Source organism: Xanthomonas hyacinthi (genome assembly GCF_009769165.1).
Lineage (GTDB): Bacteria > Pseudomonadota > Gammaproteobacteria > Xanthomonadales > Xanthomonadaceae > Xanthomonas_A > Xanthomonas_A hyacinthi.
The window spans coordinates 315,517-342,187 of the sequence record NZ_CP043476.1; the positions used below are offsets into that span (position 1 = coordinate 315,517).

Consider the following 26,671-nt stretch of genomic DNA (forward strand, 5'->3'; position numbering starts at 1 on the left):
CTGGCCCCCGCGTTGACCGGACCGGTCGCGCGTGCTGTGATGCGTCCCGGTCAGGGCGGGAGCGGCAGCATGGCGGACATCACGGCGGCCTTCGAAAAAGCGGCCAAGGACATCAAGCAGCGCGAAGAGCGTCCCGACAACGACACCTTGCTGCGCCTGTACGCGCTGTACAAACAGGGCGCGGAAGGCGACGTCGCCGGCGCCAAGCCCGGTTTCTTCGACTTCGTCGGCACCGCCAAGTACGAGGCCTGGGCCAAGCTCAAGGGCCTGCCGCAGGCCGAGGCGCAGAAGAAGTACGTGGACCTGGTGAAGAAGCTGCTGGCCTGATGGCACGCGACACCCGCCGGCGCATCCTCGACACGGCCCTGGCGATGTTCAACGCGCAGGGCGAGCCGCACGTCACCACCAACCATATCGCCGACGAGCTGGAGATCAGCCCCGGCAATCTGTACTACCACTTCCGCAACAAGGACGACATCATCGAGCACCTGTTCGCGCGCTACGAGGAGCGCATGGACGCGGCGCTGCAGTTGCCGAGCGCGCGCCTGCCCGGGCTGGAGGACATCTGGCTGCAACTGCACCTGGTGTTCGAGTGCATCTGGGACTACCGCTTCCTGTACCGCGACCTGATCGAGATCCTCAGCCGCAGCCGGCGCCTGCGCCTGCGCTTCGCGCGCATCCTGCGCCGCGCCGACGACAGCACCCAGGCGGTGTTCCAGGGACTGGCGCAGGCCGGGGCGCTGCGCGCCACCACGCAGGAACTGGGCGGCATCGCCACCAACGTGCTGGTGGTGGCCACGTTCTGGCTCAACTACGCCGCCGCGCGCGGCGAGAAGGACGAACAACTGGCGATCCGCCACGGCATCGTGCAGGTGATGCTGCTGATCAGCCCGTTCCTGCGCGAGGCCGAGCGCGCGCATCTGGCCACGCTGATGCAGGCCTATCTGGACTGAGGCAGCGGCGCATCGCCAGTGATGGCGCGCCCCAACGCTGCGCTGGAAGCGCCCCGCGACGAACCGGCCGATGCGTCCGCATAGCGGCGCAGGGCATTGCCACGACGCGGGAGTCCCACGCGCCGCGCGCACCGATTCGCCAAGCGCCGCCGGCATCGGCTAGGCTTGCCGCCCTGCCCTCGGCGCCGTCCCGGAAGCCCGCGTGAGAACCGTCGTCGCCACCCGCTACGTGACCCCGCTGCGCGAAGGCGGCTCGCTGCCCGCGGTGGTGGAGGCCGACGACGACGGCCTGTACGTGCTGAAGTTCCGCGGCGCCGGGCAAGGCCCGAAGGCGCTGATCGCCGAGCTGCTCGGCGGCGAACTAGCGCGCGCGCTCGGCCTGCCGATGCCGGAGCTGGTGTTCGCGCTGCTCGACCGCGAGTTCGCGCGCACCGAGCCGGATCCGGAGATCCAGGACCTGATCCGCGCCAGCGAAGGCCTGAACCTGGCGCTGGACTACCTGCCCGGCGCGATCAACTACGACCCGGCCGCGCTGCGCCCGGACCCGGCGCTGGCCTCGGCGATCGTCTGGTTCGACGCCTTCGTCACCAATGTCGATCGCACCGCGCGCAACACCAACCTGATGGTCTGGCACGGCAAGCTGATGCTGATCGACCACGGCGCGGCCCTGTATTTCCACCACGACTGGGAGCACGCCGGCAGCGCCTGCGCCTCGCCGTTCGCGCGCATCCGCGACCATGTGCTGCTGCCCTACGCCAGCGCCATCGCCCAGGCCGACGCGGAATTGGCGCCGCGGCTGACCGATGCGGTCATCGACGCGATCGTGGCGCAGATCCCGGATGCCTGGCTGCAGGCCGAAGCCGGCTTCGCCAGCGTGGACACGCATCGCCAGGCCTATGCCGATTACCTCAAGCAGCGGCTGGCGCGGCGCGCCGGGTTCGTCGAGGAGGCGCTCCGTGCCCACGCTGCACACGTATGATTACGCGGTCATCCGCGTGGTGCCGCGGGTGGAGCGCGAGGAATTCGTCAACGTCGGGGTGATCGTGTCGTGCCCGACCTCCAAGCTGCTGCATGCGGCGATCGAACTGCAGCCGGCACGGCTGCTGGCGCTGGATCCGACCCTGGACATCGAACGCCTGCGCCCCTACCTGGACGCGATCCCGGCGATCTGCCGCGGCGACGCCGATGCCGGCCCGATCGCGCTGCTGCCGCCGCGCGCGCGCTTCCACTGGCTGACCGCGCGGCGCAGCTCCATCATCCAGATGTCCTCGGCGCACGTCGGCCGCACCACCCAGCCCGAGTACGTGGTCGAGCACCTGCTCGCGCGCATGGTGCGCACGCCGCGCTAGGGCATTCGGGCAGGCATGGTGTGCTTGTTGTGTTGTTGCTTGTTGTGGGAGCGACTTCAGTCGCGACGGGCGTTACCGATACAGCCCGTCGCGACTGAAGTCGCACACAAGGTGCCGTCGGTTTTGCCAAGGAGCATGCGCAGACCACGCCACGCCGCTTCTCGCAAAGCGGACAGGTGAGCCACTTCGAACCCGACGCAGCCGATTGCGGTCAGCGTGGTGCCATCCGCCACAACCGACGTTGAGAAAACGCAGCGCGTTACCCGATACCGCGTCCCCGGGCCGGCGCCGCCGCTACCGCGAACGCGCGCTGCGCTTGGCCGCGCTGCGCGGACGCCGCGCCGCAGCGGCGGTCTTCTTCGCCGTGCGCTTGCCGGGCGTGGTCGCCGCCGGACGCTTGCGCGGCGTGGCACGCGGCTTGGGCTGCAGGCCGAGCTTGACCAGCACCGGCTGCAAGCGCGCCTCGACCTCGGCGCTCAGCGGCTGCACCTGGCCGCGCAGCGCCGCGGCGCCTTCGCGCACGCTGGCTTCGGCGTCGTCGGCCAACTGCGCCACCAGCGCCTTCAAGGTGTTCGCGCCGCTGGCGGCATCGGCCGCGGCCGCCAGCGCGCGCTTGCGGGTCAGCGACAGCAGGCCCAGGCCGGCCAGCCACAGGTGCCGCGGCGCCAGAGTCTCGGGCCGGGGTGCGGAGGTGGAACGCTTCTTGGTCGCCATCGCGGGTCTCCCTGGATGCCGGCAGCGGCATCGATGCGACGCATGCTGGCGGCAGCGGCTTGAGCAAACACACTATCCGCAGTGCAGCTTGCCAGGCCGCCATGGCGGCGCCATGCTCGCTGCGAACTCCAGGGAGGCCAGGCATGGCAGCAAAACCGACCGCATGGGCGCCGTTTCCGCACGACGCCAAGGCCTACGCCTATCCGGGCGAAGCGCTGAAGAAAGCCTGGCCCAAGCTGCACGCCGGCGACCGCGAGCCGTACCCGGACCCGGCGCGCGCGCAGGCGCTGCTCGCCGCCGCCGGCAAGGCCGGCAAGGGTCACGATGCGCCGACGCTGTCGGCGGCATTGATCGAGGCCTGGCGCAGCTTCCACCAGGGCCAGTTCCAGCAGGCGTACACCGCCGGACAGGCGCTGGGCGTGTTCGGCGCCTCGGTCGCGGTCAAGGCGCTCGGCATCCACGCCAATTATCTGGTCGACGACGACAAGGAAAAGCTGCAGCGCCTGCAGCAGGCCGCGACGCTGGCCGAGGCGGCGATCGCCGCGCTGCCGGACGAGGCCAACAGCCACTATCGCCATGCCTTCGCGCTGGGCCGCTACAGCCAGGGGCTGAGCATCGTCAAGGCGCTCAAGCAAGGCATCGCCGGCAAGCTGCGGCAATCGCTGGAGACCGCGCTGGAACTGGAACCCAGGCATGCCGAGGCGCACATGGCGCTGGCGCTGTACCACGCCGAGATCATCGGCAAGGTCGGCGCGATGATCGGCGGACTCACCTACGGCGCCAAGGCCGCGACCGCCGAGCAGCACATCCAGCAGGCGCTGAAGCTGACCCCGGATGCGCCGATCGCGCATGTCGAATCCGCCAACGTGCTGTTGCTGCTGCATGGCGACAAGCGCGAGGACGCGGCCGCCGGCGCATTCGAGAAAGCGGCCAAGCTCAAGCCGCGCGATGCGATGGAAGCGCTGGACGCGGCGTTCGCGCGCGAGCAGCTGGCATAGCTGCACCGCAGGCCCCTTCTCCCATCGGGACCATGGCCCCCTTTAAGGCGGCCTGCTGGCCTTCCCCCACGCGCTGGCGATCAGCGCCGGGCCGGCGGCGCGGGTCAACTGCATCAGCCCGGGCTGGATCGCCACCGATGCCTGGCGCAAGCCCAGCGCGCGGCGCAGGCCGGCGCTGTCGCGGCAGGACCATGCGCAGCATCCGGCCGGCCGGGTCGGCACACCGCAGGACATCGGCGCGCTGGCGGCTTCGTCACCGGCCAGGATTTCGTCGTCGATGGCGGCATGCGCCGCAGGATGCAGTCCGCGTAATGGCAGCGGCGCCGCAAATCCGATCCGTTTTTTGTAGGAGCTCCTACAGGGTGTCCACCAGCGGCTGCAGCTGCGGATCCAGCGCCACGCGTTCGTCGAACACGAAGCAGCGGCCGTCGTAGCCGTCGCCGCCTACCGCGTCGAAGTAGCCGAGGATGCCGCCGTCCAGCTGCAGCACGTTGTCCATGCCGTCGGCGCGCATCCACAGCGCCGCCTTCTCGCAGCGGATGCCGCCGGTGCAGAAGCCGACCACGGTGGCGTCGGCCAGGTCGGCGCGATGCGGCGCCAGCGCCGCGGGCAGCTCGGTGAACTTGACGATCGGCAGGGTCAGCGCGCCGGCAAAGGTGCCGTACTCCACTTCCTGCGCGTTGCGCGTATCCAGCAGCACCACGCGGCGGCCGGCGTCGTCGTGGCCCTGGCGCAGCCAGCGCTGCAGCGTCGCCGGCGCCAGCGCCGGGGCGCGTTCGGCGCCCAGCGGCGAGGCGGCGGCGCGGCGGAAACTGATGATCTCCGGCTTGACCTTGGTCTTCAGCCGCGCGAACGGCTGCTGCGCGCTGGCGCTGGTCCTGACCCGCAGGTCGGCGAAGCGCGGGTCGGCGCGCAGCTGCGCGTAGAAATCGTCGATCGCCGCGGGCGCGCCGGCCAGGAACAGGTTGATGCCCTCGCCCGCGACCAGGAGGGTGCCGCGCAAGGCGCCGGCCTGCGCCCAGGCCTGCAGCTGCGCGGCGAGCGCGTCGGGATCGACGATGGCGACGAAATGGTAGGCGGCGGTATTGGCGATCATCCGCGCATTTTAGCGCGCGCCGCGCCGCTCAGCCGCGCAGCAGGAAGAACGGCAGCAGCACCAGCGAGGCGACCAGCAGCATGCCCAGCAGCGTGCCCAGCACGAACAGCGGACGCCGCCGCAGCAGCGTGGCGAAGGTCTCGGCGCTGCCGTCGCGCAGCGCCGCGGCGCGTTCGGCGCGGGCGCGTTCGCCGCGCTGCGCCTGGTACTCGGCCAGTAGCGCCTTGGCCCGCGCCCGCTCGGCGTCCTCGCGCAGCCACACCCCGCCGGCGGAAATGCCGAAGGTGCCGGGGCGGGTCTCGTAGTAGTCGATGCGCGCGCCATCGAGCAGCGCACGCACCTCGGCGAGTTCGTCGTCGGGCACGTGGCGCAGGTTGAGCAGCAGTTTGGCCATGCACCGATGATAGCCGCTGCGGCGATGCGCTACCCTTGCACGCCCTGTTCGCCCATGGATGACCGCATGCGCCGTGTCCTGCTGCTGTTGAGCCTGTCGTTGCCGGTCTGGCTGCTGAGCGGCTGCACGCCGCCGGGTCCGCCGCCCGGCGGCAGCATCGCCGCGTTGCAGATGATCGACGAGCGCCTCGGCAGCGGCGCCGAGGCGCGGCCCGGCAGCCAGGTGAGCGTGCACTACACCGGCTGGCTGTACGACGAAACCGCCAAGGACCAGCGCGGCGAGAAGTTCGACGCCTCCGCCGACCACGGCCAGCCTTTCAGCTTCACCCTCGGCGGCGGCCAGGTGATCCGCGGCTGGGACGAAGGCGTGGCCGGCATGCGCGTGGGCGGCAAGCGCAAGCTGATGCTCCCGGCCGAATACGGCTACGGCGCCAGCGGCGCCGGCGGGGTGATCCCGCCCGGCGCCTCGCTGGTGTTCGAGGTCGAACTGCTCGACGTCAAGCCGCGTTGAGCCGCGGCCGCCGATGCCTGCCAGCAAACTCGCCGGCGCCGTGCGCGGCCGCATCGCCATCGTCGGCGGCGGCCCGGCCGGGCTGATCGCCGCCGAAACCGCGCGCGCGGCCGGCGCCGAGGTCGATGTGTACGAGGGCAAGGGTTCGGTCGGGCGCAAGTTCCTGATCGCCGGCAAGGGCGGACTCAACCTGACCCACTCCGATCCGTTCGCGCTGTTCGTGTCGCGCTACCGCGAGCGCGCCGCGCAGGTCGGCGCGTGGCTGGCCGACTTCGACGCCGATGCGCTGCGCGCCTGGGCGCAGACGCAGGGCGTGGACACCTACGTGGGCAGTTCCGGCCGCGTGTTCCCGCTGGACCGCAAGGCCGCGCCGCTGCTGCGCGGCTGGGTGCGGCGGCTGAAGGAGGCCGGGGTGCGCTTCCACGTGCAACAGCGCTGGCTGGGCTGGAACGACGACGGCGCGCTGCGCTTCGCCGGCGCCGACGGCGAGCGCCTGGTGCAGGCCGATGCCTGCGTGCTGGCGCTGGGCGGCGGCAGCTGGCCGCAGCTGGGGTCCGACGGCGCCTGGCAGGACACGCTGCGCGCGCGCGGCGTCGACCTCGCGCCGCTGCAGCCGGCCAACTGCGGCTTCGAGATCGACTGGAGCATGCATTTCCGCGACCGCCATGCCGGCGCGCCGCTGAAGCAGGTGATCGCGCACTGGCACGATGCGCAGGGCCGCGAACACGCGCTGCAGGGCGAATGCGTGGTCGGCGAACACGGCATCGAAGGCAGCCTGGTCTATGCGCTGGCGGCGGACCTGCGCGAGGCCATCGCCGCGCACGGCGCGAGCACGCTGTGGCTGGACCTGGCGCCGGGCCGCACGCTGGCGCGATTGCAGGCCGAGCTGGGCACGCCGCGCGGCGGGCGCAGCTTCGGCGAGCACCTGCGCCGCCAGGCCGGCATCGACGGGGTCAAGGCGGCGCTGCTGTTCGAGGTGCTGGGCAAGCAGGCCGGGCAGGATCCGGCGCGCGCGGCGGCCACGCTGAAGCGGCTGCCGTTGACCCTGCTGCGCCCGCGCCCGCTGGCCGAGGCGATCAGCAGCGCCGGCGGCGTGCGCCTGGAGGCGCTGGACCCGCAGCTGATGCTGCACGCCCTGCCCGGCACCTTCTGCGCGGGCGAAATGCTCGACTGGGAAGCGCCGACCGGCGGCTACCTGCTGAGCGCCTGTTTCGCCAGCGGCCTGCGCGCCGGACGCGGTGCGGTGGCGTGGCTGCAGCGGGGGGGTGGCTGAGTCGGGACCGGGGACCCGGAAAAGCGGGTTCCGGTCGCTGCAAGTGCATGCCAGGAAAGAAGCCGTGCGGATGTCCGCAGCCTCAGACACGCCCCCGTCTGCGCGCTGTGCGGCGCAACCGCTTTTCGAGTCCCGAGTCCCGAGTCCCGAGTCCCCCGGTCCCCGGTCCCGGCTTCATCGCGACTTGCTGTCGCGCAGGCTGCGGATCCGCGTCGGCGGCTGGAACGAATCGCTGCGCGCATCGGCCCAGTATTCCTGGAACACCGCGTGGTCGGGCACGCCGTCGCGCAGCAGTTCGCCCGGTTCCAGGTAGCGGTACAGCGAGGCCAGCGAACGGATCTCCACCTGCGAGACGCGCCGCAGGATGTGCTCCGGCCCCAATTGCGCCGGATCCGCCAGGCCGGCGGCGCTGAGCAGTTCGCGCAGCGCGCGCAGCGTGTTGGCGTGGTAGTGCTCCACGCGTACCGCCTTGCCGGTGGGATCCAGATGCCTCCAGCGGCGCTGGTCCTGGGTGGCGATGCCGGTCGGGCAGCGGTCGCTGTGGCAGCTCAGCGACTGGATGCAGCCCAGCGCGAACATGAAGCCGCGCCCGGCGTTGCACCAGTCCGCGCCCAGCGCCAGGGTGCGCGCGATGTCGAACGCGCTGGTGATCTTGCCGGCCGCGCCGAGCTTGATCCGCTCGCGGATGTCCAGCCCGACCAGGGTGTTGTGCACCAGCAACAGCGCCTCGTGCATCGGCACGCCGACGTGGTCGATGAATTCGGCCGGCGCCGCGCCGGTGCCGCCTTCGGCGCCGTCGATGACGATGAAATCCGGGTACAGCCCGCTTTCCTGCATCGCCTTGGCGATCGCGAGCCACTCCCACGGATGCCCGATCGCCAGCTTGAACCCGCTCGGCTTGCCGCCGGACAGCGCGCGCAGCCGGGCCACGAACTGCAGCAGTTGCAGCGGCGTGGAGAACGCCGAATGCCGCGACGGCGACACGCAGTCCTGGCCCATCGCCACGCCGCGGGTGGCGGCGATCTCGGCGCTGACCTTGGCCGCCGGCAGCACCCCGCCATGGCCGGGCTTGGCGCCCTGCGAGAGCTTGACCTCGATCATCTTGACCTGCGCCAGGCTGGCGTTGGCGACGAAGCGCTCCTCGCTGAAGCGTCCGTCCGCATCGCGGCAGCCGAAGTAGCCCGAGCCGATCTCCCACACCAGGTCGCCGCCGCATTCGCGGTGGTAGGGCGAGATCGAGCCTTCGCCGGTATCGTGGTAGAAGCCGCCGCGGCGCGCGCCTTCGTTGAGCGCGCGGATCGCGTTGGCCGACAGCGCGCCGAAGCTCATCGCCGAGATGTTGAACACGCTGGCCGAATACGGCTGCGCGCAGTCGGCGCCGATGGTCACGCGGAAATCGTGATGGGCGATCTCGCTGGTCGCCAGCGAGTGGTTGATCCACTCGTAGTCGGGGGCGTAGGCGCTGCGCAGGGTGCCGAACGGCACCACATCCATGACGTTCTTGGCGCGCTGGTAGATCAGGGCGCGCTGCTGGCGCGAGAACGGCGCCTCCTCGGTGTCGCTCTGCAGGAAATACTGGCGCATCTCCGGGCCGACCGATTCCAGCCCGTAGCGGAAGTGCGCCAGGATCGGATAATTGCGGCGCAGCGTGCTGCGCGTCTGCAGCAGGTCCCAGGTGCCGAGCAGGGCCAGGATCGCGAAGGCGGCCACGCCCCAGCCCCACAACGGCCAGAGCGCGCACAGGGCGATGGACAGCGCCAGCAGCACACAGCTGGCGACATAGGCTAGGTAGCGGTGCATCGCGTTCCTCGCGAGAATCGGAAGCCGGGAAGTGTAGGCGCTGATGGGCCGCGGCGGCGGTGGGGCGCGCCGCTGCCCGCTTGGGCGGCGTACAGCTTGGCGGTGCACAGCCTCCGCCGCGTTGCGTTACAGCCGGTCGTCCACCGCGGCGCGCGGCCATACCGACTTGACGTCGTAGACCACCAGGTTCGGCGTGCCCAGCGCACGGATCTGCGCGGCATCGAAGCCGCGGTACTCGTCGTGCGCCACCGCCAGCACCACCGCGTCGTAGCGGCCGGGCACCGGCGCCGGCAGCAGTTCCACATCGCCATGCGCGCGCGCCAGCTGCGGCGCGGCCCACGGGTCGCAGGCATCGACCTGCGCGCCGCTGGCGGCCAGCGCCTGCACCAGCTCCAGCGCGCGGCTGTTGCGCAGATCCGGGCAGTTCTCCTTGAAAGTGACGCCGAGCACCAGGATCGTGGCTGCGGTCATGTCCACGCCCTTGGCCGCCAGCAGCGCCTGCACCCGCGCGGCGACGTGCGCGCCGACCCGGTTGTTGACCTGGCGCGCGGTGTGGATCAGGTCCGGGTGGTAGCCCATGCTCTCGGACTTGTGCAGCAGGTAGTACGGATCCACGCCGATGCAGTGGCCGCCGACCAGCCCGGGCCGGAACGGCAGGAAGTTCCACTTGGTGCCGGCCGCTTCCAGCACGTCCTGGGTATCGATGCCGAGGCGGTCGAAGATCAGCGCCAGCTCGTTGACCAGGGCGATGTTGACGTCGCGCTGGATGTTCTCCACCACCTTCGCCGCCTCGGCCACGCGGATCGACGGCGCGCGCCAGGTGCCGGCGCCGATGATGCCCGCGTACAGCGCATCGACCGCGGCGGCGGCCGCGGCGCTGGAGCCGGAGGTGATCTTGCGGATGTCGGCCAGGCGCCGCTGGCGGTCGCCCGGATTGACCCGCTCCGGGCTGTAGCCGCAGTGGAAGTCTGCGTTGAAACGCAGCCCCGAGCCCTGCTCCAGCAGCGGCACGCACACCTCTTCGGTGGTGCCCGGATACACCGTGGATTCGTAGATCACCAGGTCGCCGCGCTTGAGCACGCCGGCGAGCAGCTCGCTGGCCTGGCGCAGCGGTTGCAGGTCGGGCTGTTCGTAGGCGTCGATCGGGGTCGGCACGGTGACGACATAGACGTTGCGGTCGCGCAATGCGGCCGCATCGTCGCTGTAGCGCAGGTGCACGCCGGCGCGCAGTTCGTCCGGCTCCATTTCCAGGGTCTGGTCGTGGCCGTCGCGCAGCTGCGCCACGCGCTGCGCGTCGATGTCATAGCCGAGCGTGTCGTAGCGTGCGCCGAACGCCACCGCCAGCGGCAAGCCGACATAGCCCAGGCCGATGACGCCGATGCGCAGTTGCGCGGGATCGAACACGATAGCGACGGGCATGCCGTTCCTTTCAGGGCGCCGCGGCGGCGTGAACCGTCGGCGCGGGTGATCGCGAAGTGCGGATGTCCGCGGCGCGGACCCACATTCATGGTAAGCGGCGCGGCAGCGCGCTCCAAGCGGCATTGCCTTCACCTGGGGGTCCCGTCGTCGGCGCAGCGCGCCGCCTGGCGCCAGCCTGTCGCGGTTCTTGCCACCGCCGCGACGCGGATGTGACCTGGCCTTTACGCCGCACGCCCTATCCTGGCGAAGCGCCTCCGCGCAATCCCGCAATACCCTCCAACTACAGGAGATCTCGCCGTGAGCCACGCTCCGTGCCTGCTCGTGGATGTCGAAGCCGAACTGGCGCATTGGAAGATGCTGCACGGGGAAGGCAAGCTGGGGCCGCAGTCCTTCAGCGAGCATGCGCGTTTGATCAAGATGGCCTGCGACATTTTCCTGCAGCTGCCGCGCGAGACCAACGCCGTGCGCATGCAGCGCCTGCGCCAGCGCTACGACACCGAACACCCGTGGCCGCGCATCGCCTGGAACGATGCCGAGGCCTTGGTGCTGGCCTGCTGGGCCAGGCTCGACGGTTCGGAGCGGCGCGATACCCAGCCCGATCCAGCCCCCGCTCCCGCCTGACCCTGGAGACAGGCATACAGCGTCGCCCCCCGACAGCGCCACGCATTCAGCGCAGGCTCGACCCGCGCACGATGCAGCGACCGCTCAGCACCACCTTGCGCATCGGCAGGGTCGGCGCATTCAGCCGTTCCAGCAGCAATGACATCGCGGTGCGGCCCATGTCTTCCACCGGCTGTTCGATCACGGTGATGCCCGGCTCGACCAGGTCGGTCCAGCTCTCGTTGTCGAACCCGGCCAGCGCCAGATCCTGCGGAATGCGCAGTCCGGCGCCGCGCGCGGCCTTCAGCGCGCCCATCAGCAACAGGCTGTTGCTGGCCACCAGCGCTTCGGGGCGCTCGGGTTGCGCCAGCCACGCCTGCACTTCGGCGCTCGCCGCCTCCGCGCTCGGCGCCACCTCGCGGTAGTCCGGCGCCAGGCCGTGCGCCTGCATCGCCGCCAGATAGCCGTCGCGGCGCTCGGCGGCGGTGCTGCTGGTCTTGCCGAACAGCCCGCCGATGCGCCGCAAACCGCGCTCGGCCAGATGCTCGATCAAGCTCGCCATCGCCGCGGCGTTGTCCAGCACCACGCTGTCGTGCACCCCCGCCTTGCCGGCGCGGTCGAGCAGCACCACCGGGTAGTCGAAGTTCAACTTGGGCAGCTGGCTCTGGGTGGTGCGGGTCGGCGCGAAGATCAGGCCGCTGACCCGCTCCTCCTGCATCAGTTGCAGGTATAGCGCCTCGCGCTGCGGATCCTCATCGGTATTGCACAGGATCACGCGCATGCCGGCGCGGTAGGCCACCTCCTCGACCGCGCCGATCGCCGCGGTGAAGAACGGGTTGCGGATGTCGGCCACGATCAGCCCGACGATCCCCGAATGCTGCGAACGCAGCCGCCGCGCCATCAGGTTGGGCCGGTAGCCGGTCTCGCGCACCGCCGCCTCGACCCGCGCCCGCACGTCCTCGCTGACCGGACCCTGGCCCAGCGCCCGCGACACGGTCGAGGTCGAGACCCCGGCCACCCGCGCCACGTCGTGGATGCTGATCGTCACTGGCAACGTTCCCGCAAAATTCCCACTACAACCCCCTTCCAAGTGGCCGGACTCGATAGTAGCACCAGCATTTCCCGAATAAATTGTGCAGCGCACATTGACGCGGAAGTGGGAACGTTCCCACACTGCGCCCACTCGCCGCCCCAGACCCTCGAAGGATGCCCCGCGTGACCCAGACGAATCCCCCCGTATTGGTCGCCAGCGAACTGGTCCGCGTCAACGTCCAGGCCCGCGACAAGGCCGACGCCATCGCCCAGGCCGCGCAACTGCTGGTCGCCGCCGGCTGCGTGCCGCCGGCCTACGCGGCCAGCATGCTGCGCCGCGAGGCCCTGGCCAACACCTTCCTCGGCCATGGCGTGGCGATCCCGCACTGCACCGGCGACGATCGCCACCTGGTCCAGCGCGACGGCATCGCGGTGCTGCAGATCCGCGACGGCGTGGAGTGGAATCCCGGCCAGACCACCCACCTGGTGGTCGCCATCGCCGCCCAGTCCGACACCCACATCGCCTTGCTGCGGCGCCTGACCCGGCTGATCCAGGACCAGCCGCGGCTGGACGCGCTGTTCGCCAGCGACGACCCGCAGGCGATCGTCGACGCGCTCAGCCAGGATGCGGTCGCTGCGGCAAGCGGGAAGCTGGTCGCCGACCTCGGCGAGCGCTTCGACTGGACCGTGGCCTACCCCACCGGCCTGCATGCGCGTCCGGCCACGCGCTGGGTGGAGACCGCGCGCGGCTTCGCGGCACGGATCCAGGTGCGCGCCGGCGAGCAGATCGGCGATGCCAAGAACCTGGTATCGCTGCTGCAGCTGGGCCTGCATGCCGGCGACACGGTGACCATCTCGGCCGAGGGCCAGGACGCCGCCGCCGCGCTGGCGCGGCTGCGCAGCGTCATCGACGGCCTGACCGCACAGGAAAAAGCCGACGCGCAGGCCGCGGCGCAGCGTCGCGCCGCACCGGTCGCCGGCTGGACCCCGCCGCAGGCGCAGCCGGCCATCGTCGGCATCGGCGCCAGCCCCGGCCTGGCGATCGGCGTGGTGCACAAGCTGGCCGGCAACGACGGTCCGGTGGCGGATGCGCCGGTGCCGCTCAGCGACGGCGGCGCGCTGCTGCACGACGCGCTGCTGCGCACCCGCCAGCAACTGCAGGCGATCGAGGACGACACCCGGCGCCGGCTCGGTGCCGGCGACGCGGCGATCTTCCGCGCCCAGGCCGAACTGCTCAACGACACCGACCTGATCACCCTGGCCTGCCAGCTGATGGTCGAAGGCCACGGCGTGGCCTGGTCCTGGCAGCAGGCGGTCGAGCGCATGGCCAACAAGCTGTCGGCGCTGGGCAACGCGGTGCTGGCCGGGCGCGCCAGCGACCTGCGCGACGTCGGCCGCCGGGTGCTGACCCAGATCGATCCGAGCCTGGCCAGCGGCAGCCTGGAACACCTGCCCGAGCGCCCCTGCATCCTGCTCGCCAGCGACCTGTCGCCGTCGGACACCGCGCACCTGGACACCCGCCGCGTGCTCGGCCTGGCCACCGCGCTGGGCGGGCCGACCTCGCATACCGCGATCCTGTCGCGCACCCTGGGCCTGCCGGCGCTGGTCGCCGGCGGCGCCGACCTGCTCGACCTGGACGACGGCGCCACCGTCATCGTCGACGGCAGCAGCGGCCGCCTGTACCTGGCGCCGTCGGACGCCGACCTGGCCTCGGCGCGCGCCTACATCGAGGAACAGCGCCAGCTGCGCGAGCGCGAGGCCGAGCAGCGCAACCAGCCGGCGCAGACCCAGGACGGCCATCGCGTGGAGATCGGCGCCAACGTCAACCTGCCCGAGCAGGTGCCGCTGGCGCTGGCGCAGGGCGCCGAGAGCGTGGGCCTGATGCGCACCGAATACCTGTTCCTGGAGCGCGGCAGCACGCCGAGCGAAGACGAGCAATACGACACCTACATGGCGATGGCCAAGGCGCTGGACGGACGTTCGCTGATCGTGCGCGCGCTGGACATCGGCGGCGACAAGCAGGTCGCGCACCTGAACCTGCCGCGCGAGGACAACCCGTTCCTCGGCGTGCGCGGCGCGCGCCTGCTGCTGCGCCGCGCCGACCTGCTGCAGCCGCAGCTGCGCGCGCTGTACCGCGCGGCCAGGGACGGTGCCAAGCTGGCGATCATGTTCCCGATGATCACCTCGGCGGCGGAGATCCTCGCGCTGCGCGCCGAGTGCGAGCGCCTGCGCGCGGAGCTGGACGCGCCCGAGGTGCCGCTGGGGATCATGATCGAAGTGCCGGCCGCGGCGATCCAGGCCGACGCGCTGGCGCGGCATGCCGACTTCTTCTCGATCGGCACCAACGACCTGACCCAGTACACGCTGGCGATCGACCGGCAGAACCCGGACCTGGCCGCCGAGGCCGACAGCCTGCACCCGGCGGTGCTGCGCCTGATCCGCACCACGGTCGAGGGCGCGGCGCGCCACGGCCGCTGGGTCGGCGTGTGCGGCGGCCTGGCCGGCGATGCGTTCGGCGCGGCGCTGCTGACCGGGCTGGGCGTGCACGAACTGTCGATGACCCCCAACGACGTGCCGGCGGTGAAGGCGCGCCTGCGCGGCAGCCGCCTGGACGCGCTGCAGGCGCTGGCGCAGCGGGCGCTGGACTGCGAGAGCGCGGCCGACGTGCGGGCGCTGGACGGAGCCGGCGCATGAGCGTGCAGGCGGTCAGCGTGACCTTGAACCCGGCGCTCGACCTGACCGTGGCGATCGACCGGCTGCAGCCCGGCCAGGTGCATCGCGCCAGCAGTGCGCACGCCATCGCCGGCGGCAAGGGCATCAATGTCGCCGCCTGCCTGGCCGACGCCGGCATCGCCAGCGCCGCGCTCGGCGTGCTCGGCGCCGGCAACGCGCACCTGTTCGAGACCCTGTTCGCCGCGCGCGGCATCGACGACCGCTGCCTGCGCGTGCCCGGCGACACCCGCACCAACCTCAAGCTGGTCGCCGCCGACAGCGGCGCCACCACCGACATCAACCTGCCCGGCCTGCCGCTGGCCGCGGCCGAGCTGCACGCGGTCGGCGCGCGCCTGGCCGAACTGCTGCGCCCGGGCCTGCCGGTGGTGCTGACCGGCAGCCTGCCGGCCGGCCTGGCCGACGATAGCTGGCGCGTGCTGCAGGCGCAGGCGGCCGCCGCCGGCGCGCGGGTGCTGCTGGACACCAGCGGCGCACCGCTGCGCGCAGCGTTGGCCGCCCCGCGCGCGCAGCTGCCGTTCGCGATCAAGCCCAATCGCCACGAACTGGAAGACTGGGCCGGCACGCCGCTGCACGACACCGCCGAGGTAATGGCGGCCGCGCGCGCGCTGCTGGCCAGCGGCATCGCCCTGGTGGTGGTGTCGCTGGGCAGCGACGGTGCGCTGTTCGTGCGCGGCGAGCAGGCGCTGCTGGCGCACCCGCCGCAGCTGGCCGGCGGCAGCAGCGTCGGCGCCGGCGATGCGATGGTCGCCGGCCTGGTCGCCGCGCTGCTGGCCGAGGCCGACCTGGCGACCTGCGCGCGCCAGGCCACCGCCTTCGCCGTAGCCACGCTCGGCAGCGGCGCCGCACGCCGGCTGCCGCGCGACCAGGTCGACGGCATCGCCGCCGCGGTGCGCATCGAGTCGCTGCAATGAACCCCTCGCCGAACCCCATGCCCTCGAACTGCATGTTGTCGAACCGCACGTCGCCGCCCTCGCGCGCGGCGTCCCCCTGCGTCCATCGGGAGCAAGCATGAATCCTATCTTCGTGGTGATCGTCGCCGGCGAGCGCAGCACCGAAGCCGTCCTCGCCGCCGAAGCCTTGCGCCATGCGGCCAGCGCGCGCGGCGCGGTGCTGCACGCCGAGGTGCGTACGCCGCAGGGCGTGATCGCACCGCTGGATCTGGCCGCGGCCGGCAACGCCTATCCGCTGCTGCTGGTCGGCGACGGCGATGCCGACAGCGCCCGCTTCGCCGGCGTCGCGCCGCTGCGCGCCAGCCTGGACGCGGTGCTCGACGATGCCAGCAGCGTGCTCGCGCCATTGCTGACTGCAGCCAACGCCGCGCCGGCGACGCCCGCCACCACCGCCGCGCCGGCGGACGGCGTCAAGCGCATCGTCGCGGTCACCTCCTGCCCCACCGGCATCGCCCACACCTTCATGGCCGCCGAAGGCCTGCAGCAGGCGGCCAAGACCCTGGGCCACCGGATCCGGGTCGAAACGCAGGGCTCGGTCGGTGCGCAGGACACGCTCAGCGACGCCGAAATCGCCGACGCCGACCTGGTGCTGATCGCCGCCGACCGCGAAGTGGACCTGTCCCGCTTCGGCGGCAAGCGCCTGTACACGAGCGGCACCAAGCCGGCGATCAACGACGGCCCCGGGCTGATCCGCAAAGCGCTGGCCGAAGCCGGCGTGCACGCGGCCAGCGGCAACGGCGCGGCGCCGGCGAGCAGCGAACGCGGCAAGTCGGCCGGTCCGTACAAGCACCTGATGACCGGCGTGTCGTTCATGCTGCCGTTCGTCACCGCCGGCGGCCTGCTGATCGCGCTGGCGTTCGCGCTGGGCGGCATCTACGCCTTCGACGACGCGCACAAGGGCACCCTGGCCTGGTCGCTGTTCCAGATCGGCGCCAAGGCCGGCTTCACCCTGATGGTGCCGGCGCTGGCCGGCTACATCGCCTACTCCATCGCCGACCGCCCCGGCATCGCCCCGGGCATGATCGGCGGCATGGTCGCGGCCAACCTCGGCGCCGGCTTCATCGGCGGCATCTTCGCCGGCTTCATCGCCGGCTACGGCGTGGCCGCGTTGAACCGCGCGATCAAGCTGCCGCGCACCCTGGAAGGGCTGAAGCCGGTGCTGATCCTGCCGGTGCTGGGCACCTTGCTGGTCGGCCTGACCATGCTGTACGTGGTCGGCCAGCCGGTCGCCGAAGCGCTGGCCTGGCTCACCGACTGGTTGCGCGGCATGCAGGGCAGCAGCGCGGTGCTGCTGGGCCTGCTGCTGGGCGCGATGATGGCCTTCGACATGGGCGGGCCGGTCAACAAGGCCGCCTATGCGTTTTCGACCGGCCTGATCGCCAGCCAGGTGTATACGCCGATGGCCGCGGCGATGGTCGCCGGCATGACCCCGCCGCTGGGCATCGCGCTGGCGACCTGGGTGTTCCGCAACCGCTTCACCCGCGAAGAGCGCGGCACCAGCGCCGCTACCGGCGTGCTCGGCCTGGCCTTCGTCACCGAAGGCGCGATCCCGTATGCGGCGCGCGACCCGCTGCGCACCATCCCGGCGCTGATGCTGGGTTCGGCGCTGGCCGGCGCGATCTCGATGGCCGCCGGCGCCGAACTGAAGGTGCCGCACGGCGGCGTGTTCGTGCTGCCGATCCCCAATGCGGTGACCCATCTGGGCATGTACCTGATCGCGCTGCTCGCCGGCACCGTGCTGACCGCACTGGCCCTGCGCGTGCTGAAGAAGCCGGTCGCCGAATAAGTCCTGCGCCGGCGCGCCGCCGGGGGCGATGTCCCCTCCCCCCGTCGCCCGCGGCGGCGCGCCGGCCTCCATCACACCCCAGGAGTCCCTGCCATGTCCCTCCCCCTCACCCGGCGCCTGTCGCTCACCGCCCTGGCGCTCGCCCTGGCGCCGCTGGCCCATGCCCAGGACGCCAGCGACGCGTTCAAGCTCAAGCTCGCCTACACCGGCGAAGCCGCGGTCTCGCTGGACGGCGGCAAGGAACAGGGCAGCGCCTACGCCGGCCAGCTGATGCTCGGCAGCGACGTCGACCTGCAGCGGCTGATGGGCTGGAACGGCGCCACGCTGAAGGTCTATGCGATCAACCGCCACGGCACCAACCTGGCCAACAGCGACATCGGCAACAGCACCTCGGTGCAGGAAATCTACGGCGGCCAGGGCACGCGCCTGGCCAACTTCACCATCGAGCAGAAGCTGTTCGACGACCGCCTGGAACTGGAGGCCGGACGCAGCGTGGCCAACATCCATTTCCTCGGCTCGGACCTGTGCGGCTACTTTCAGGGCAACTCGGCCTGCGGCAACCCGACCTTCGTGTTCCGCACCAGCAACTTCACCTACTGGCCGGTGTCCAGCTGGGCCGCGCACGCCAAGGCCTGGGTGACCCCGACCGTGTACGTGCACGTCGGCGCCTACGAGGTCAATCCGACCCAGGCCGAGGACGGCGAGCACGGCCTGAACTGGAGCACCCACGACCGCACCGGGGTGATCGCGCCCTACGCGGTCGGCTACAAGACCGAGGCGGCCAGCGTGCGCTTCCCGGCCATGTACGAACTGGGCGGCTGGCAGGACAATTCCGACTACACCGACCCGCTGACCGACCGCAACGGCACCCCGGCGCGGCTCAGCGGCCTGGACTACGCCACCCGCAACGGCCGCTCCGGCGCGTTCTTCCGCTTCGAACAGCAGGTCACCCGCCCCGATGCCGACAGCGCGCGCGGGCTGGTGCTGTTCGGCTCGGTGCTCAAGGGCACCTCCGGGCAGCTGATCGAGGACCACTTCCTGGAGCTGGGCCTGGTCCAGCGCGGCACCTTCGCCAGCCGCGACCAGGACAACATCGCCCTCGTGGTCACCCAGCAGCGCTACAGCGACGACGCGCTGCAAGACCTGCGCCTGGCCCGCGCCGCGGCCGGCGGCAGCGGCACCCCGCACAGCGCGCAATACATGATGGAGCTGAGCTACGGCATCCAGGTCACCCCGCAGCTGCGCATCGCGCCGAACCTGCACTACATCGTGCACCCGGACCAGTTCAACGAGCCTGCGCGCACCCGCGACCTGCCGAATGCGTTGGTCGCCGGCATGCGCGTGGATTGGGCGTTGTAGAGCCGGGATTCGGGATTGGGGATTCGGCATTCGTCGCGCCTGAGCGGATGCCGACGGTAGTAGGCACCCAAACGCACGACGCCCCGGCAGGCCGGGGCGTCGTGCGTTCGGTCCGTGTCACTCCGCTCGCATACAGATGCACCAGTCCGTCGGCGCATGCGGGAACGAAATCAGGTAGCCGGCGAATCGAGATCCGTTCGATTCCGTGCAAGCGCGCATCCCTGGCGCGGGAGCGATGACGTTGCCGGCAAGCACAGGATGCCTGTGGCCGCGCGCCGGCGCGATCGGCCGATGCCGTGTCGTGCCGTCAGAATTCCCCGACACGCGCCGACAATCGATGGCTGGCTAGGGGCTCCCATCCGCCGCAAGCTGCCGCGCGCATAGCCCTTGCGGCTGCCAGGCCTGGGTCAAGGTCGTCGCCGGCCGGTCGGCGTCGTGGAGGATGAGCGCAAAGCCTTGCCGCGGCACCGTGCCGATCGCCATCAGCAGCATCGGCGGTCCCGCCTCGATCGTCAGGCTGTTGCCGGGTCCGCGCCCGATCTGGACGCCGGCGGGCGTCTCCAGGCAGGTGTCGCCGCTGACCGCGAAGAAGGCCTCCGGGCCGGAATGGACATGCAACGGCGCCGTCGTCCCCGGGGTGAAGACCGAGCGCAGATATTCGGCCGCATAGGTCGACGCCGGCGTCACCGCAAGCGGACCGACCGTGGACACGTGCTCGCCTCCCTTGGACTGCCATGCGGCCTGCGCGAGGGTGAATAGCCAGATCGAGCCGAATGCCTCCACGACCACGCTGGTCGGGCTGGCGGCAGCCTCGGCGGACTGCTTCGACGCAAAGCGATCGAGATGCCAGAACACCGCTTCGGCCGGCAACGCCGGCAGCGGCTTGCGCGCCAGCAGGCACGCCGGACCCGCTTCCTCCACTGCGCCGCATTGCCGTGTGGTCGCCTGAGCGGCCGCCGCGGAGGAAAACGTCGCCGCCGCAACGGCAACCAGACAGAACAGCATCCCGCGCATTGCCAATCCCCTGGCCGCGAAGCAGATCGGGAGCTTGCGCGCTTCCGGGCCTGCTTTCAACGCCTGCGCGCGTCGATGGGCGGGCTTGCGCGACGGCAGGTGCCGCCGCGGGATGACCGGGGGAAGCCGCCGACACGCAGGCCGGTCGCACCGGTTCGGCGACGGCCGCGGCGCGCTTGCCGCGCAACCGTCACCGCCGCTACATAAACGGATCCCATCGTAACGGCCTCGCCAGCGCCGATTACGACGGTTTTCCAACATCCACGTTGCAAGCATCTCGCGCCATGCGCATCCTGGTTGCCGAAGACGATACGTCCATTGCCGTTGCGTTGCGCGACTCGCTCGCCGAGTGCGGGCACGTGGTGGACCACGTCAACGACGGCGCCGCCGCCGAGCGCGCGCTCAGCGCCGAGTCCTACCATCTGCTGGTGCTGGACCTGGGCCTGCCGCGGCGCGATGGCCTGCAGGTGCTGCAGCGCGTACGCGAGCGCCGCGACGAGGTGGCGGTGCTGGTGGTGACCGCGCGCGACGGCGTGGAAGACCGCATCCGCGCCCTCGACGAGGGCGCCGACGACTACCTGATCAAGCCGTTCGAGCTGTCCGAGTTCCTGGCCCGCACCCGCGCCCTGCTGCGCCGGCGCAGCAGCGGCGGCATCCCCGAGCTGGCCCTGGGCCAGTTGCGGATCAACCTGGCCGGGCGCCGGGTGTGGCTGCAGGACGCGCCGCTGGAACTGACCGCGCGCGAGTTCGCGCTGCTGGAAACGCTGCTGCTGCGCAGCGGGCGCGTGGTCAGCCGCGGCCAGCTCACCGATGCGCTATGCGACTGGCAGCACGAGATCACCGACAACGGCCTGGACATCTCCATGCACCGCCTGCGCCGCAAGCTGCACGGCTCCGGGGTCGGCATCCGCACCATCCGCGGCCTGGGCTACCTGCTGGAACAATCCCGCGCCGCGGAAACCGCCGCCGCCCGCGACCCGCACGCATCGTGAGCGCGGCCGTGGCAGCCGCGGCGGCGGGCGCCCACGCCCATCCCAGCCTGCGCCGGCGCCTGCTGGCGTTCCTGCTGATCCCGACCGTGCTGCTGATGCTGGTGGTCTCGGCGCTGTTCTATCTGCTGATGCTCAAGTACGCCAATCATGTCCACGACATGGACCTGAAGGAGGACACGCTGGGCCTGGCCAAGGCGGTCAACGATGCCGGCGCCAGCCTGCCGCTGCCGCTGCAGGCGCGGCGCCTGCTCGAATACAGCAGCGACGGCCGCGTGTTCTTCGAAGTGCGCAGCCGCGACCACGGCGTGATCAGCAACAGCGCGCAGCCGATCCCGGCGCACGCCGCCCCGGCCATGCTCGGCCGGGTGCTGCTGCGCGACGAGCGCATGGCCGACGGCACCCCGGTGCGCGTGGCCAGCCTGATCGTGCCGTCGGCGTGGGAGGCCAACGACCGCCTGACGATCTCGGTGGCCGAGACCCTGGACGACCGCCACCGCCGCGCGCGCGAAATCCTGATGCTGATGCTGCCGACCGAACTGCTGCTGACCTGCTCGCTGCTGGCGCTGGTCTGGCATGGGGTGCGCGTGGGCCTGCGCCTGCTGCAACCGGCGGTGCGCCGGCTCGACGACAGCCAGCGCGACCTCAGCCCGGTGTCCGGCCCGGACATCCCGATCGAGGTGCTGCCGCTGACCCAGGCCATCGACGGCCTGCTCGGCCGGCTCAAGCAGCTGATGGCGCTGCAGGAGCGCTTCGTCGCCGACGCCGCGCACCAGCTGCGCACGCCGCTGGCCGGGCTGAGCATGCACGTGCAGCGCGCCCAGGCCAGCACCCGCGCGCAGGACACCGCGCAGGCGCTGCAGCACATCCGCCAGCTGACCGACCGCGCGATCCGCAGCTCCACCCAATTGCTGGCGCTGACCCGCGCGCAGGCGCCGCGCGAGAACATCCGCCCGCTGCTGCCGCTGGACCTGGCCGCGTGGCTGCCGCAGGCGCTGGCCGAGCGCATTCCCGACGCGCTGCAAGCCGGGGTCGACCTGGGCTACGACGACGACGAAGACGGCCCGGCCTGGATCGCCGCCGATGCCTGGTCGCTGCGCGAACTGCTCGACAACCTGCTCGACAACGCCTTCAAGCACGCCGCCGGCAGCATGGTCACGGTGAGCCTGCGCCGGCTACCGCAGCACCTGCGGCTGGCGATCGACGATGCCGGCGCAGGGCTGGACGAGGCCTTGCTGCCGCGGCTGGGCGAGCGCTTCTTCCGCGCCCCGGATGCGCCCGAGGGCGGCACCGGGCTGGGCCTGGCGATCGTCGCCAGCATCGCCGCACGCCACCACGCCACGCTGCGCTACCAGCGCTCGGCGCTGGGCGGCCTGCGCGTGGAGCTGGATCTGCCGGCCAGCGCGGCGCCGCCCGCATGAGCCGGCGCCGCGCATCCCGGTTGGCCGGCCTCGCACTGCTGAGCGCCGCGGCGCTGGCCGGCTGCGTCAGCACGCCGCTGCCCGAGCTGGCGCAGCCGCTACCGCCGCAATGGACCGCGCTGCCGGCCGCGGCCGCGCCGCGGCCGGCCGGCAGCGCCTGGTGGCAGGATTTCCACGATCCGCAACTCGATGCCCTGGTCGCGCAGGCGCTGCGCGACGATCTCGACGTGGCGCAGGCGCTGGCCAGGCTGCGCGCGGCACGGCGCATGGACCGCGTCGCCACGGCCAGGCTGAAACCGCAGCTGCATGCGCGCACCGAGGAGCCGATCGACCCCGACGCCAGCGCCTCGTTCCTGGTCGCCGGCTTCGACGCGGAATGGGAACTGCCGCTGTTCGGGCGTGGCGAGGCCGCGCGCCGCCTGAGCCGCGGCGAGCTGCAGGCCGCGCAGGCGAGCCTGGAACAGGTGCGCACCGCCACCGTCGCCGACGTGGCGCGCAACTGGATCGAACTGCGCCATGCGCAACAGGCCGAACAGCTGCTGCAACGCATCGCGCAGGCGCGCCAGCGGCAGGCGACACTGAGCGCGGCCCTGGTCGGCCTGCGCCTGGCGCCGCCGGCGGCGGCGGCGCAGGCGCAGGCCGCGCAATCGCAAGCGCAGGCCGCGCTGGGCGAACCGCGCACGGCCGCCGCCGCGGCCGCGCAACAGCTGGCGGTACTGCTGGCACGCAGCACGCCGGACCCGGCCTGGGGCGCCACCACCGCGGCAGCCACCATGCCCGGCGCAACGGCGCCGGGCCTGCAGATCGGCGCGCTCGACGCGGTGCCCGCCGACCTGCTGCGGCGCCGTCCGGACATCGCCGCACGCGAGGCGCAGGTGCTGAGCGCGGCCGGCGAACTGGGCATCGCCCGCGCCGACCGCTACCCGAGCATCGGCCTGGGCGGCGCCATCCACTGGTCCACCAACCTGCTCTCGCACCGCCGCACCGCCACTCCGCACGAGATCGCCTCGCTGGGTCCGCTGATCGACATCCCGCTGTTCGACTGGGGCCTGCGCCAAGCCCAGGCGCAGGCGCGCGGCGATCTGCTGCAGGCGGCGACGCTGGCCTATCGCCAATGCGTGCTGGACGCGGTGGCCGAAGTGCAGAACGCGCTGACCGCGCTGGAACAGCAGCGCCAGCGCGCGCTGGCGCAGCAGCAGGCAGTGCAGGCGCTGCAGCAGGCCGCCGACGCAGCGCAGGCGCGGCGCAGACTCGGCCTGGGCAGCGAGTTGGACGTCGCCACCCAGCAGGCCGCGCGCGACCAGGCCGCGCTGGAGCTGCTGGAGGCGCAGCGCCAACGCGACCTCGACTACATCGCGCTACAGACCGCGCTGGGCAGCGCCGACACACAGACCGCCGGCACCGAGACGGGCGCGGCAGGCGCGGCGCCCTGATGGTCGCGCTGGCCCGCCAGACCCTGCGCCACGAATGGCGCCGCTTCCTGCCGGTGGTGGTCTCGGTCGGCTTCGCCAGCCTGTTGCTGCTGCTGCAGACCGCGCTGGTGCTGGGCATCTTCGGCAGCGCCAGCGTCTACGTGTCCGGCTCCGCCGCCGACCTGTGGCTGGGCTACCCGGGCACGCAGAGCGTGGACCAGGGCCGCCCGATCGATCCGGACGCGGCGACGTCGCTGTACCTGGACCCGCGCGTGCTGCAGGTCGAACCGTTCGTGTGGTTCGACGGCGACTGGCGCGGCCCCGGCGACAGCGGCGCGGTGTCGATCTACGTGTCCGGCATCGACACCCGCGCCGACGGGCTGATGTTCGCGCGGCTGCTGAGCCCCGCCCTGCGCGCGGCGCTGCGCGAACCGGACACGGTGGTGGTGGACCGCGCCGAACTGGACAAGCTCGGCGTCGGCATCGGCCGCAGCGCGCGCATCAACGGCCACCGGGTGCGGGTGATCGGGATCGGCCGCGGCCTGCGCGCGCTGGGCGGAGTCAATGTGCTGGCTTCGCTGGAAACCGCGCGCGCCTTGAACACCGATGCCGTGCACCCCGACTGGCCAACCTACATGGTCGCGCGGCTGCGCCCCGGCAGCGACGCCGCGGCGCTGGCGCGCGGCCTCGCCGGCACGACCGCGCCGGCCCGCATCGAGGCCTGGAGCGCGGCGCAGTTCGCCCGCCGCAGCATCCTGTTCTGGATGTTCGACACCGGCGCCGGTTCCGGCGTGCTGTTCCTCGGCGGCATCGTACTGCTGGTCGGCGTGACGATCACCAGCCAGACCCTGCTGGCCACGGTGCTCGGCGCGGCGCGCGAGTACGCCACGCTCAACGCCCTGGGCGTGAGCATGCGCGCGCTGCGCTGGGTGGTGCTGGAGCAGGCCGCCTGGGTCGGCGCGCTCGGCCTGCTCGGCGCCAGCGCGCTCGGCGCCGCGCTGGTGGCGCTGGCCCGCGCGCACGACGTGCCGGTGGCCTTCGATGGCAACGGCTGGGCGGCGTGCGTGGTCGCGGTGATGCTGCTGACCCTGCTCTCGGCGCTGGCCGCGCTGCGTGGACTGCGCCGCGCCGATCCGGCGCTGCTGCTGCGATGAACCGGGCCGTCGTCCCCGCCGCGCTGGAACCCTCCGTGGCCGCGCTGCACGGCAGCGGCCTGTGCAAGAGCTTCGTCTCCGGCAAGCTGCGCACCGACGTGCTGCGCGAGGTGACGCTGCAGGTGTGGCCCGGCGAACTGACCCTGATCTCCGGGCCCTCGGGCTGCGGCAAGAGCACCCTGCTGTCGATCCTCAGCGGCCTGCAGCGCGCCGACCGCGGCCGGGTGCAGGCGCTGGGCGAAGACCTGGGTACGCTCGACACGAGCGCGCTGGAGCGCTTCCGCCTGCGCCATACCGGCTTCATCTTCCAGGGCTTCAACCTGTTCCCGGCGCTGAGCGCGCTGGACCAGGTGCGGCTGCCGCTGCAGTACATGGGACTGGCCGCGGCCGAGGTGCGCGCGCGCGCCGAAGCGGCGCTGGCCGAGGTCGGCATCGCCCACCGCCAGCAGCTGCGCCCGGCCGAGCTGTCCGGCGGCGAGAAGCAGCGCGTGGCGATCGCGCGCGCGCTGGCCAAACACCCGGCGCTGCTGTTCGCCGACGAGCCGACCAGCGCGCTGGACGCCGGCAACGGCCAGATCGTGATCGACCTGCTGCACCGCATCGCGCGCCGCCACAACACCATGGTGCTGTGCGTCAGCCACGACCCGCGTCTGATCCGCCATGCCGACCGCGTGCTGTCGATGGAGGACGGCCGCATCCTCGACGACCGCCGCCTGGCGCCCCCGCCCCCGCCCCCCTCTTCGCCCCGGATGTCCGCACCATGAAAGCGTTGCTCGCCGCTCCCCTGCTGGGCCTGCTGCTGGTCGCCTGCGCGCGGCCGCCGCAGGCCGCGCCCGCGACCAGCGCGGCGCCGGCCTACCTGGCGGTGGCGCGCGGCCGCATCGACGTGGAAGGCGGCCTGCTGCGGCTGAGCCTGCCGGTGGCCGCAACCCTGCAGCGGGTGGCGGTGCACGAAGGCGACGCGGTGCGCCGCGGCGCGCTGCTGATCGAAGCCGACGACCGCACCGCGGCGCTGGACCTGGACATCGCGCAGACCCGCGCGCAGGCCACCAGCGCGCACGTGCGCCAGCTGCAGCAGCGGCTGGCGCACGCGCAGCAGCGCCAGCGGCGGCTGGCCGAGGCGGCGCGGATCGGTGCCGGCGACGGCCAGAGCGCCGACGATGCCGGCGACGCCAGCCAGACCCTGGCCGACGCGCTGCAAGCCGCACGCAGCGACGCCGCGCTGGCGGCCGAGCAGGTGCATCAATCGCAACTGCAACGCGACCAGTACCGCCTATATGCGCCCGCCGACGGCCGCGTGCTGCAACTGGCGGCCGCGGTCGGCGCGCGCAGCGATGGCGGCACCACCCCGCTGCTGACCCTGCTGCCGGACGCGCCGCGCCTGGTCCGCGCCGAATTGAACGAAAGCTACGCCGCCGCGGTGCGCCCCGGCATGCAGGCCGAGGTAATCAGCGACGACGGCCGCCAGACCACGCTGGGCACCGCGGTGGTGCGCTGGCTGGCGCCGGCGTTCGGCCCGGCGCAGTTGCACGACGACGCGGATGGCGCCAGCACCGGCAACGACCGCAGCGTGGCCTGCGTGCTGGCGTTCCGGCAGCCCTCGGCGCTGCGCCTGGGCCAGCGCGTGCTGGTGCGCTTCCGCAACCCTTCCGTGGCGCAACGCTGACGAAAGGCTGCTGAAACGCCTGTCCGCCACGCTGCACGCGTTCCTTCGC

At 72.1% G+C, this 26,671-nt stretch carries 25 protein-coding genes and 1 pseudogene; 19 read left to right on the top strand and 7 right to left on the bottom strand.

The annotated features are described in order from the left end of the window. Positions 1-69: 69 nt before the first annotated feature. From FZ025_RS01480 to FZ025_RS01495, 4 genes are all read left to right on the top strand, one after another. Positions 70-327, top strand: a complete 258-nt coding sequence (locus FZ025_RS01480; RefSeq protein ID WP_046981031.1) for an acyl-CoA-binding protein — start codon at positions 70-72, stop codon at positions 325-327. Continuing rightward, positions 327-953, top strand: coding sequence for a TetR/AcrR family transcriptional regulator (locus FZ025_RS01485; protein WP_046981030.1), 627 nt, complete (start codon positions 327-329; stop codon positions 951-953). The genes FZ025_RS01480 and FZ025_RS01485 overlap by 1 nt, the downstream gene beginning before the upstream one ends. A 202-nt stretch (positions 954-1,155) precedes the next feature. Then, the gene (locus FZ025_RS01490; protein WP_046981029.1) at positions 1,156-1,932 is read left to right on the top strand and encodes a HipA family kinase; all 777 of its coding nucleotides are present in this window, start codon (positions 1,156-1,158) and stop codon (positions 1,930-1,932) included. Beyond that, on the top strand, positions 1,910-2,302 hold the full coding sequence (locus tag FZ025_RS01495; RefSeq protein ID WP_046981028.1) for a DUF3037 domain-containing protein: 393 nt from the start codon (positions 1,910-1,912) through the stop codon (positions 2,300-2,302). Before FZ025_RS01490 ends, FZ025_RS01495 begins: the two co-directional genes overlap by 23 nt. 294 nt (positions 2,303-2,596) lie before the next feature. Here the strand turns inward: FZ025_RS01495 and FZ025_RS01500 are convergent, their stop codons facing one another. Next, entirely contained in the window at positions 2,597-3,016 is a 420-nt protein-coding gene (locus tag FZ025_RS01500; RefSeq protein WP_046981027.1) for a hypothetical protein, read from the bottom strand. 143 nt (positions 3,017-3,159) lie between these two features. Here FZ025_RS01500 and FZ025_RS01505 point away from each other — a divergent pair, with 143 nt between their 5' ends. After that, complete coding sequence (locus FZ025_RS01505; RefSeq protein ID WP_046981026.1) at positions 3,160-4,014, top strand: tetratricopeptide repeat protein; 855 nt, start codon at positions 3,160-3,162, stop codon at positions 4,012-4,014. Positions 4,015-4,060: 46 nt separating this feature from the next. After that, positions 4,061-4,326 (top strand): annotated as a pseudogene (locus tag FZ025_RS01510) (SDR family oxidoreductase); the annotation flags it as partial. Between the two features lie 43 nt (positions 4,327-4,369). On the opposite strand, the gene FZ025_RS01515 reads toward FZ025_RS01510, so the two are convergent. Further along, a complete protein-coding gene (locus FZ025_RS01515) occupies positions 4,370-5,110 on the bottom strand; it encodes a sulfurtransferase (protein WP_046981025.1) in 741 nt (246 codons plus the stop codon). A gap of 28 nt (positions 5,111-5,138) precedes the next feature. Beyond that, positions 5,139-5,504 (bottom strand): DUF6164 family protein, encoded by a 366-nt coding sequence (locus FZ025_RS01520; RefSeq protein ID WP_046981024.1) that lies wholly within the window; start codon positions 5,502-5,504, stop codon positions 5,139-5,141. 66 nt (positions 5,505-5,570) lie between these two features. Between FZ025_RS01520 and FZ025_RS01525 the strand changes: the two genes are divergently transcribed. Further along, positions 5,571-6,014, top strand: a complete 444-nt coding sequence (locus FZ025_RS01525; RefSeq protein ID WP_046981023.1) for an FKBP-type peptidyl-prolyl cis-trans isomerase — start codon at positions 5,571-5,573, stop codon at positions 6,012-6,014. A gap of 13 nt (positions 6,015-6,027) precedes the next feature. Beyond that, complete coding sequence (locus FZ025_RS01530; RefSeq protein WP_104558812.1) at positions 6,028-7,287, top strand: TIGR03862 family flavoprotein; 1,260 nt, start codon at positions 6,028-6,030, stop codon at positions 7,285-7,287. A 174-nt stretch (positions 7,288-7,461) separates the two neighbouring features. Here FZ025_RS01530 and FZ025_RS01535 read toward each other — a convergent pair whose 3' ends face one another. Next, entirely contained in the window at positions 7,462-9,087 is a 1,626-nt protein-coding gene (locus tag FZ025_RS01535) for an FMN-binding glutamate synthase family protein (protein WP_104558813.1), read from the bottom strand. Positions 9,088-9,213: 126 nt separating this feature from the next. Next, positions 9,214-10,506 (bottom strand): nucleotide sugar dehydrogenase, encoded by a 1,293-nt coding sequence (locus FZ025_RS01540; RefSeq protein WP_046977676.1) that lies wholly within the window; start codon positions 10,504-10,506, stop codon positions 9,214-9,216. Positions 10,507-10,803: 297 nt separating this feature from the next. Here FZ025_RS01540 and FZ025_RS01545 point away from each other — a divergent pair, with 297 nt between their 5' ends. Next, positions 10,804-11,127, top strand: coding sequence for a hypothetical protein (locus tag FZ025_RS01545; RefSeq protein WP_046977677.1), 324 nt, complete (start codon positions 10,804-10,806; stop codon positions 11,125-11,127). A gap of 46 nt (positions 11,128-11,173) precedes the next feature. On the opposite strand, the gene FZ025_RS01550 is transcribed toward FZ025_RS01545, so the two are convergent. Further along, on the bottom strand, positions 11,174-12,154 hold the full coding sequence (locus FZ025_RS01550; protein WP_046977678.1) for a LacI family DNA-binding transcriptional regulator: 981 nt from the start codon (positions 12,152-12,154) through the stop codon (positions 11,174-11,176). Positions 12,155-12,312: 158 nt separating this feature from the next. Here FZ025_RS01550 and ptsP point away from each other — a divergent pair, with 158 nt between their 5' ends. The 4 genes from ptsP (at position 12,313) to FZ025_RS01570 (ending at position 18,966) form a co-directional block, all read left to right on the top strand. Next, positions 12,313-14,832 (top strand): phosphoenolpyruvate--protein phosphotransferase, encoded by a 2,520-nt coding sequence (ptsP, locus tag FZ025_RS01555; protein ID WP_046977679.1) that lies wholly within the window; start codon positions 12,313-12,315, stop codon positions 14,830-14,832. After that, positions 14,829-15,782, top strand: a complete 954-nt coding sequence (gene pfkB, locus FZ025_RS01560) for a 1-phosphofructokinase (protein ID WP_046977680.1) — start codon at positions 14,829-14,831, stop codon at positions 15,780-15,782. The genes ptsP and pfkB overlap by 4 nt, the downstream gene beginning before the upstream one ends. Before the next feature lie 97 nt (positions 15,783-15,879). After that, positions 15,880-17,607 (top strand): PTS fructose transporter subunit IIC, encoded by a 1,728-nt coding sequence (locus FZ025_RS01565; RefSeq protein WP_046977681.1) that lies wholly within the window; start codon positions 15,880-15,882, stop codon positions 17,605-17,607. 93 nt (positions 17,608-17,700) lie between these two features. Next, complete coding sequence (locus FZ025_RS01570) at positions 17,701-18,966, top strand: carbohydrate porin (RefSeq protein ID WP_046977682.1); 1,266 nt, start codon at positions 17,701-17,703, stop codon at positions 18,964-18,966. A gap of 345 nt (positions 18,967-19,311) precedes the next feature. On the opposite strand, the gene FZ025_RS01575 is transcribed toward FZ025_RS01570, so the two are convergent. After that, positions 19,312-19,980: a hypothetical protein gene (locus FZ025_RS01575; protein WP_046977683.1), complete on the bottom strand. Its 669-nt coding sequence runs from the start codon at positions 19,978-19,980 to the stop codon at positions 19,312-19,314. Between the two features lie 284 nt (positions 19,981-20,264). Between FZ025_RS01575 and FZ025_RS01580 the strand changes: the two genes are divergently transcribed. From FZ025_RS01580 to FZ025_RS01605, 6 genes are read left to right on the top strand one after another with little or no spacing between them, the layout of a single operon-like run. Further along, entirely contained in the window at positions 20,265-20,972 is a 708-nt protein-coding gene (locus tag FZ025_RS01580; RefSeq protein WP_046977684.1) for a response regulator, read from the top strand. Further along, on the top strand, positions 20,969-22,390 hold the full coding sequence (locus tag FZ025_RS01585) for a sensor histidine kinase (protein WP_244292436.1): 1,422 nt from the start codon (positions 20,969-20,971) through the stop codon (positions 22,388-22,390). The genes FZ025_RS01580 and FZ025_RS01585 overlap by 4 nt, the downstream gene beginning before the upstream one ends. Continuing rightward, on the top strand, positions 22,387-23,823 hold the full coding sequence (locus FZ025_RS01590) for an efflux transporter outer membrane subunit (RefSeq protein ID WP_046977685.1): 1,437 nt from the start codon (positions 22,387-22,389) through the stop codon (positions 23,821-23,823). Before FZ025_RS01585 ends, FZ025_RS01590 begins: the two co-directional genes overlap by 4 nt. Continuing rightward, positions 23,823-24,956, top strand: a complete 1,134-nt coding sequence (locus FZ025_RS01595) for an FtsX-like permease family protein (RefSeq protein ID WP_046977686.1) — start codon at positions 23,823-23,825, stop codon at positions 24,954-24,956. The genes FZ025_RS01590 and FZ025_RS01595 overlap by 1 nt, the downstream gene beginning before the upstream one ends. Further along, positions 24,953-25,720 (top strand): ABC transporter ATP-binding protein, encoded by a 768-nt coding sequence (locus FZ025_RS01600; RefSeq protein WP_104558815.1) that lies wholly within the window; start codon positions 24,953-24,955, stop codon positions 25,718-25,720. Before FZ025_RS01595 ends, FZ025_RS01600 begins: the two co-directional genes overlap by 4 nt. Further along, on the top strand, positions 25,717-26,622 hold the full coding sequence (locus FZ025_RS01605; protein WP_104558816.1) for an HlyD family secretion protein: 906 nt from the start codon (positions 25,717-25,719) through the stop codon (positions 26,620-26,622). The genes FZ025_RS01600 and FZ025_RS01605 overlap by 4 nt, the downstream gene beginning before the upstream one ends. Positions 26,623-26,671 lie beyond the last annotated feature (49 nt).

What these genes read in the sequence shown, in the direction of transcription:
- FZ025_RS01595 (WP_046977686.1), top strand. Translation starts at nt 23,823, where the DNA reads ATGGTCGCGCTGGCCCGCCAGACCCTGCGCCACGAATGGCGCCGCTTC.
- FZ025_RS01575 (WP_046977683.1), bottom strand. Translation starts at nt 19,980, where the DNA reads ATGCGCGGGATGCTGTTCTGTCTGGTTGCCGTTGCGGCGGCGACGTTT.
- FZ025_RS01570 (WP_046977682.1), top strand. Translation starts at nt 17,701, where the DNA reads ATGTCCCTCCCCCTCACCCGGCGCCTGTCGCTCACCGCCCTGGCGCTC.
- FZ025_RS01530 (WP_104558812.1), top strand. Translation starts at nt 6,028, where the DNA reads ATGCCTGCCAGCAAACTCGCCGGCGCCGTGCGCGGCCGCATCGCCATC.
- pfkB (WP_046977680.1), top strand. Translation starts at nt 14,829, where the DNA reads ATGAGCGTGCAGGCGGTCAGCGTGACCTTGAACCCGGCGCTCGACCTG.
- FZ025_RS01580 (WP_046977684.1), top strand. Translation starts at nt 20,265, where the DNA reads ATGCGCATCCTGGTTGCCGAAGACGATACGTCCATTGCCGTTGCGTTG.
- FZ025_RS01480 (WP_046981031.1), top strand. Translation starts at nt 70, where the DNA reads ATGGCGGACATCACGGCGGCCTTCGAAAAAGCGGCCAAGGACATCAAG.
- ptsP (WP_046977679.1), top strand. Translation starts at nt 12,313, where the DNA reads ATGCCCCGCGTGACCCAGACGAATCCCCCCGTATTGGTCGCCAGCGAA.
- FZ025_RS01500 (WP_046981027.1), bottom strand. Translation starts at nt 3,016, where the DNA reads ATGGCGACCAAGAAGCGTTCCACCTCCGCACCCCGGCCCGAGACTCTG.
- FZ025_RS01535 (WP_104558813.1), bottom strand. Translation starts at nt 9,087, where the DNA reads ATGCACCGCTACCTAGCCTATGTCGCCAGCTGTGTGCTGCTGGCGCTG.
- FZ025_RS01605 (WP_104558816.1), top strand. Translation starts at nt 25,717, where the DNA reads ATGAAAGCGTTGCTCGCCGCTCCCCTGCTGGGCCTGCTGCTGGTCGCC.
- FZ025_RS01540 (WP_046977676.1), bottom strand. Translation starts at nt 10,506, where the DNA reads ATGCCCGTCGCTATCGTGTTCGATCCCGCGCAACTGCGCATCGGCGTC.
- FZ025_RS01600 (WP_104558815.1), top strand. Translation starts at nt 24,953, where the DNA reads ATGAACCGGGCCGTCGTCCCCGCCGCGCTGGAACCCTCCGTGGCCGCG.
- FZ025_RS01525 (WP_046981023.1), top strand. Translation starts at nt 5,571, where the DNA reads ATGCGCCGTGTCCTGCTGCTGTTGAGCCTGTCGTTGCCGGTCTGGCTG.
- FZ025_RS01590 (WP_046977685.1), top strand. Translation starts at nt 22,387, where the DNA reads ATGAGCCGGCGCCGCGCATCCCGGTTGGCCGGCCTCGCACTGCTGAGC.
- FZ025_RS01485 (WP_046981030.1), top strand. Translation starts at nt 327, where the DNA reads ATGGCACGCGACACCCGCCGGCGCATCCTCGACACGGCCCTGGCGATG.
- FZ025_RS01515 (WP_046981025.1), bottom strand. Translation starts at nt 5,110, where the DNA reads ATGATCGCCAATACCGCCGCCTACCATTTCGTCGCCATCGTCGATCCC.
- FZ025_RS01565 (WP_046977681.1), top strand. Translation starts at nt 15,880, where the DNA reads ATGAATCCTATCTTCGTGGTGATCGTCGCCGGCGAGCGCAGCACCGAA.
- FZ025_RS01520 (WP_046981024.1), bottom strand. Translation starts at nt 5,504, where the DNA reads ATGGCCAAACTGCTGCTCAACCTGCGCCACGTGCCCGACGACGAACTC.
- FZ025_RS01505 (WP_046981026.1), top strand. Translation starts at nt 3,160, where the DNA reads ATGGCAGCAAAACCGACCGCATGGGCGCCGTTTCCGCACGACGCCAAG.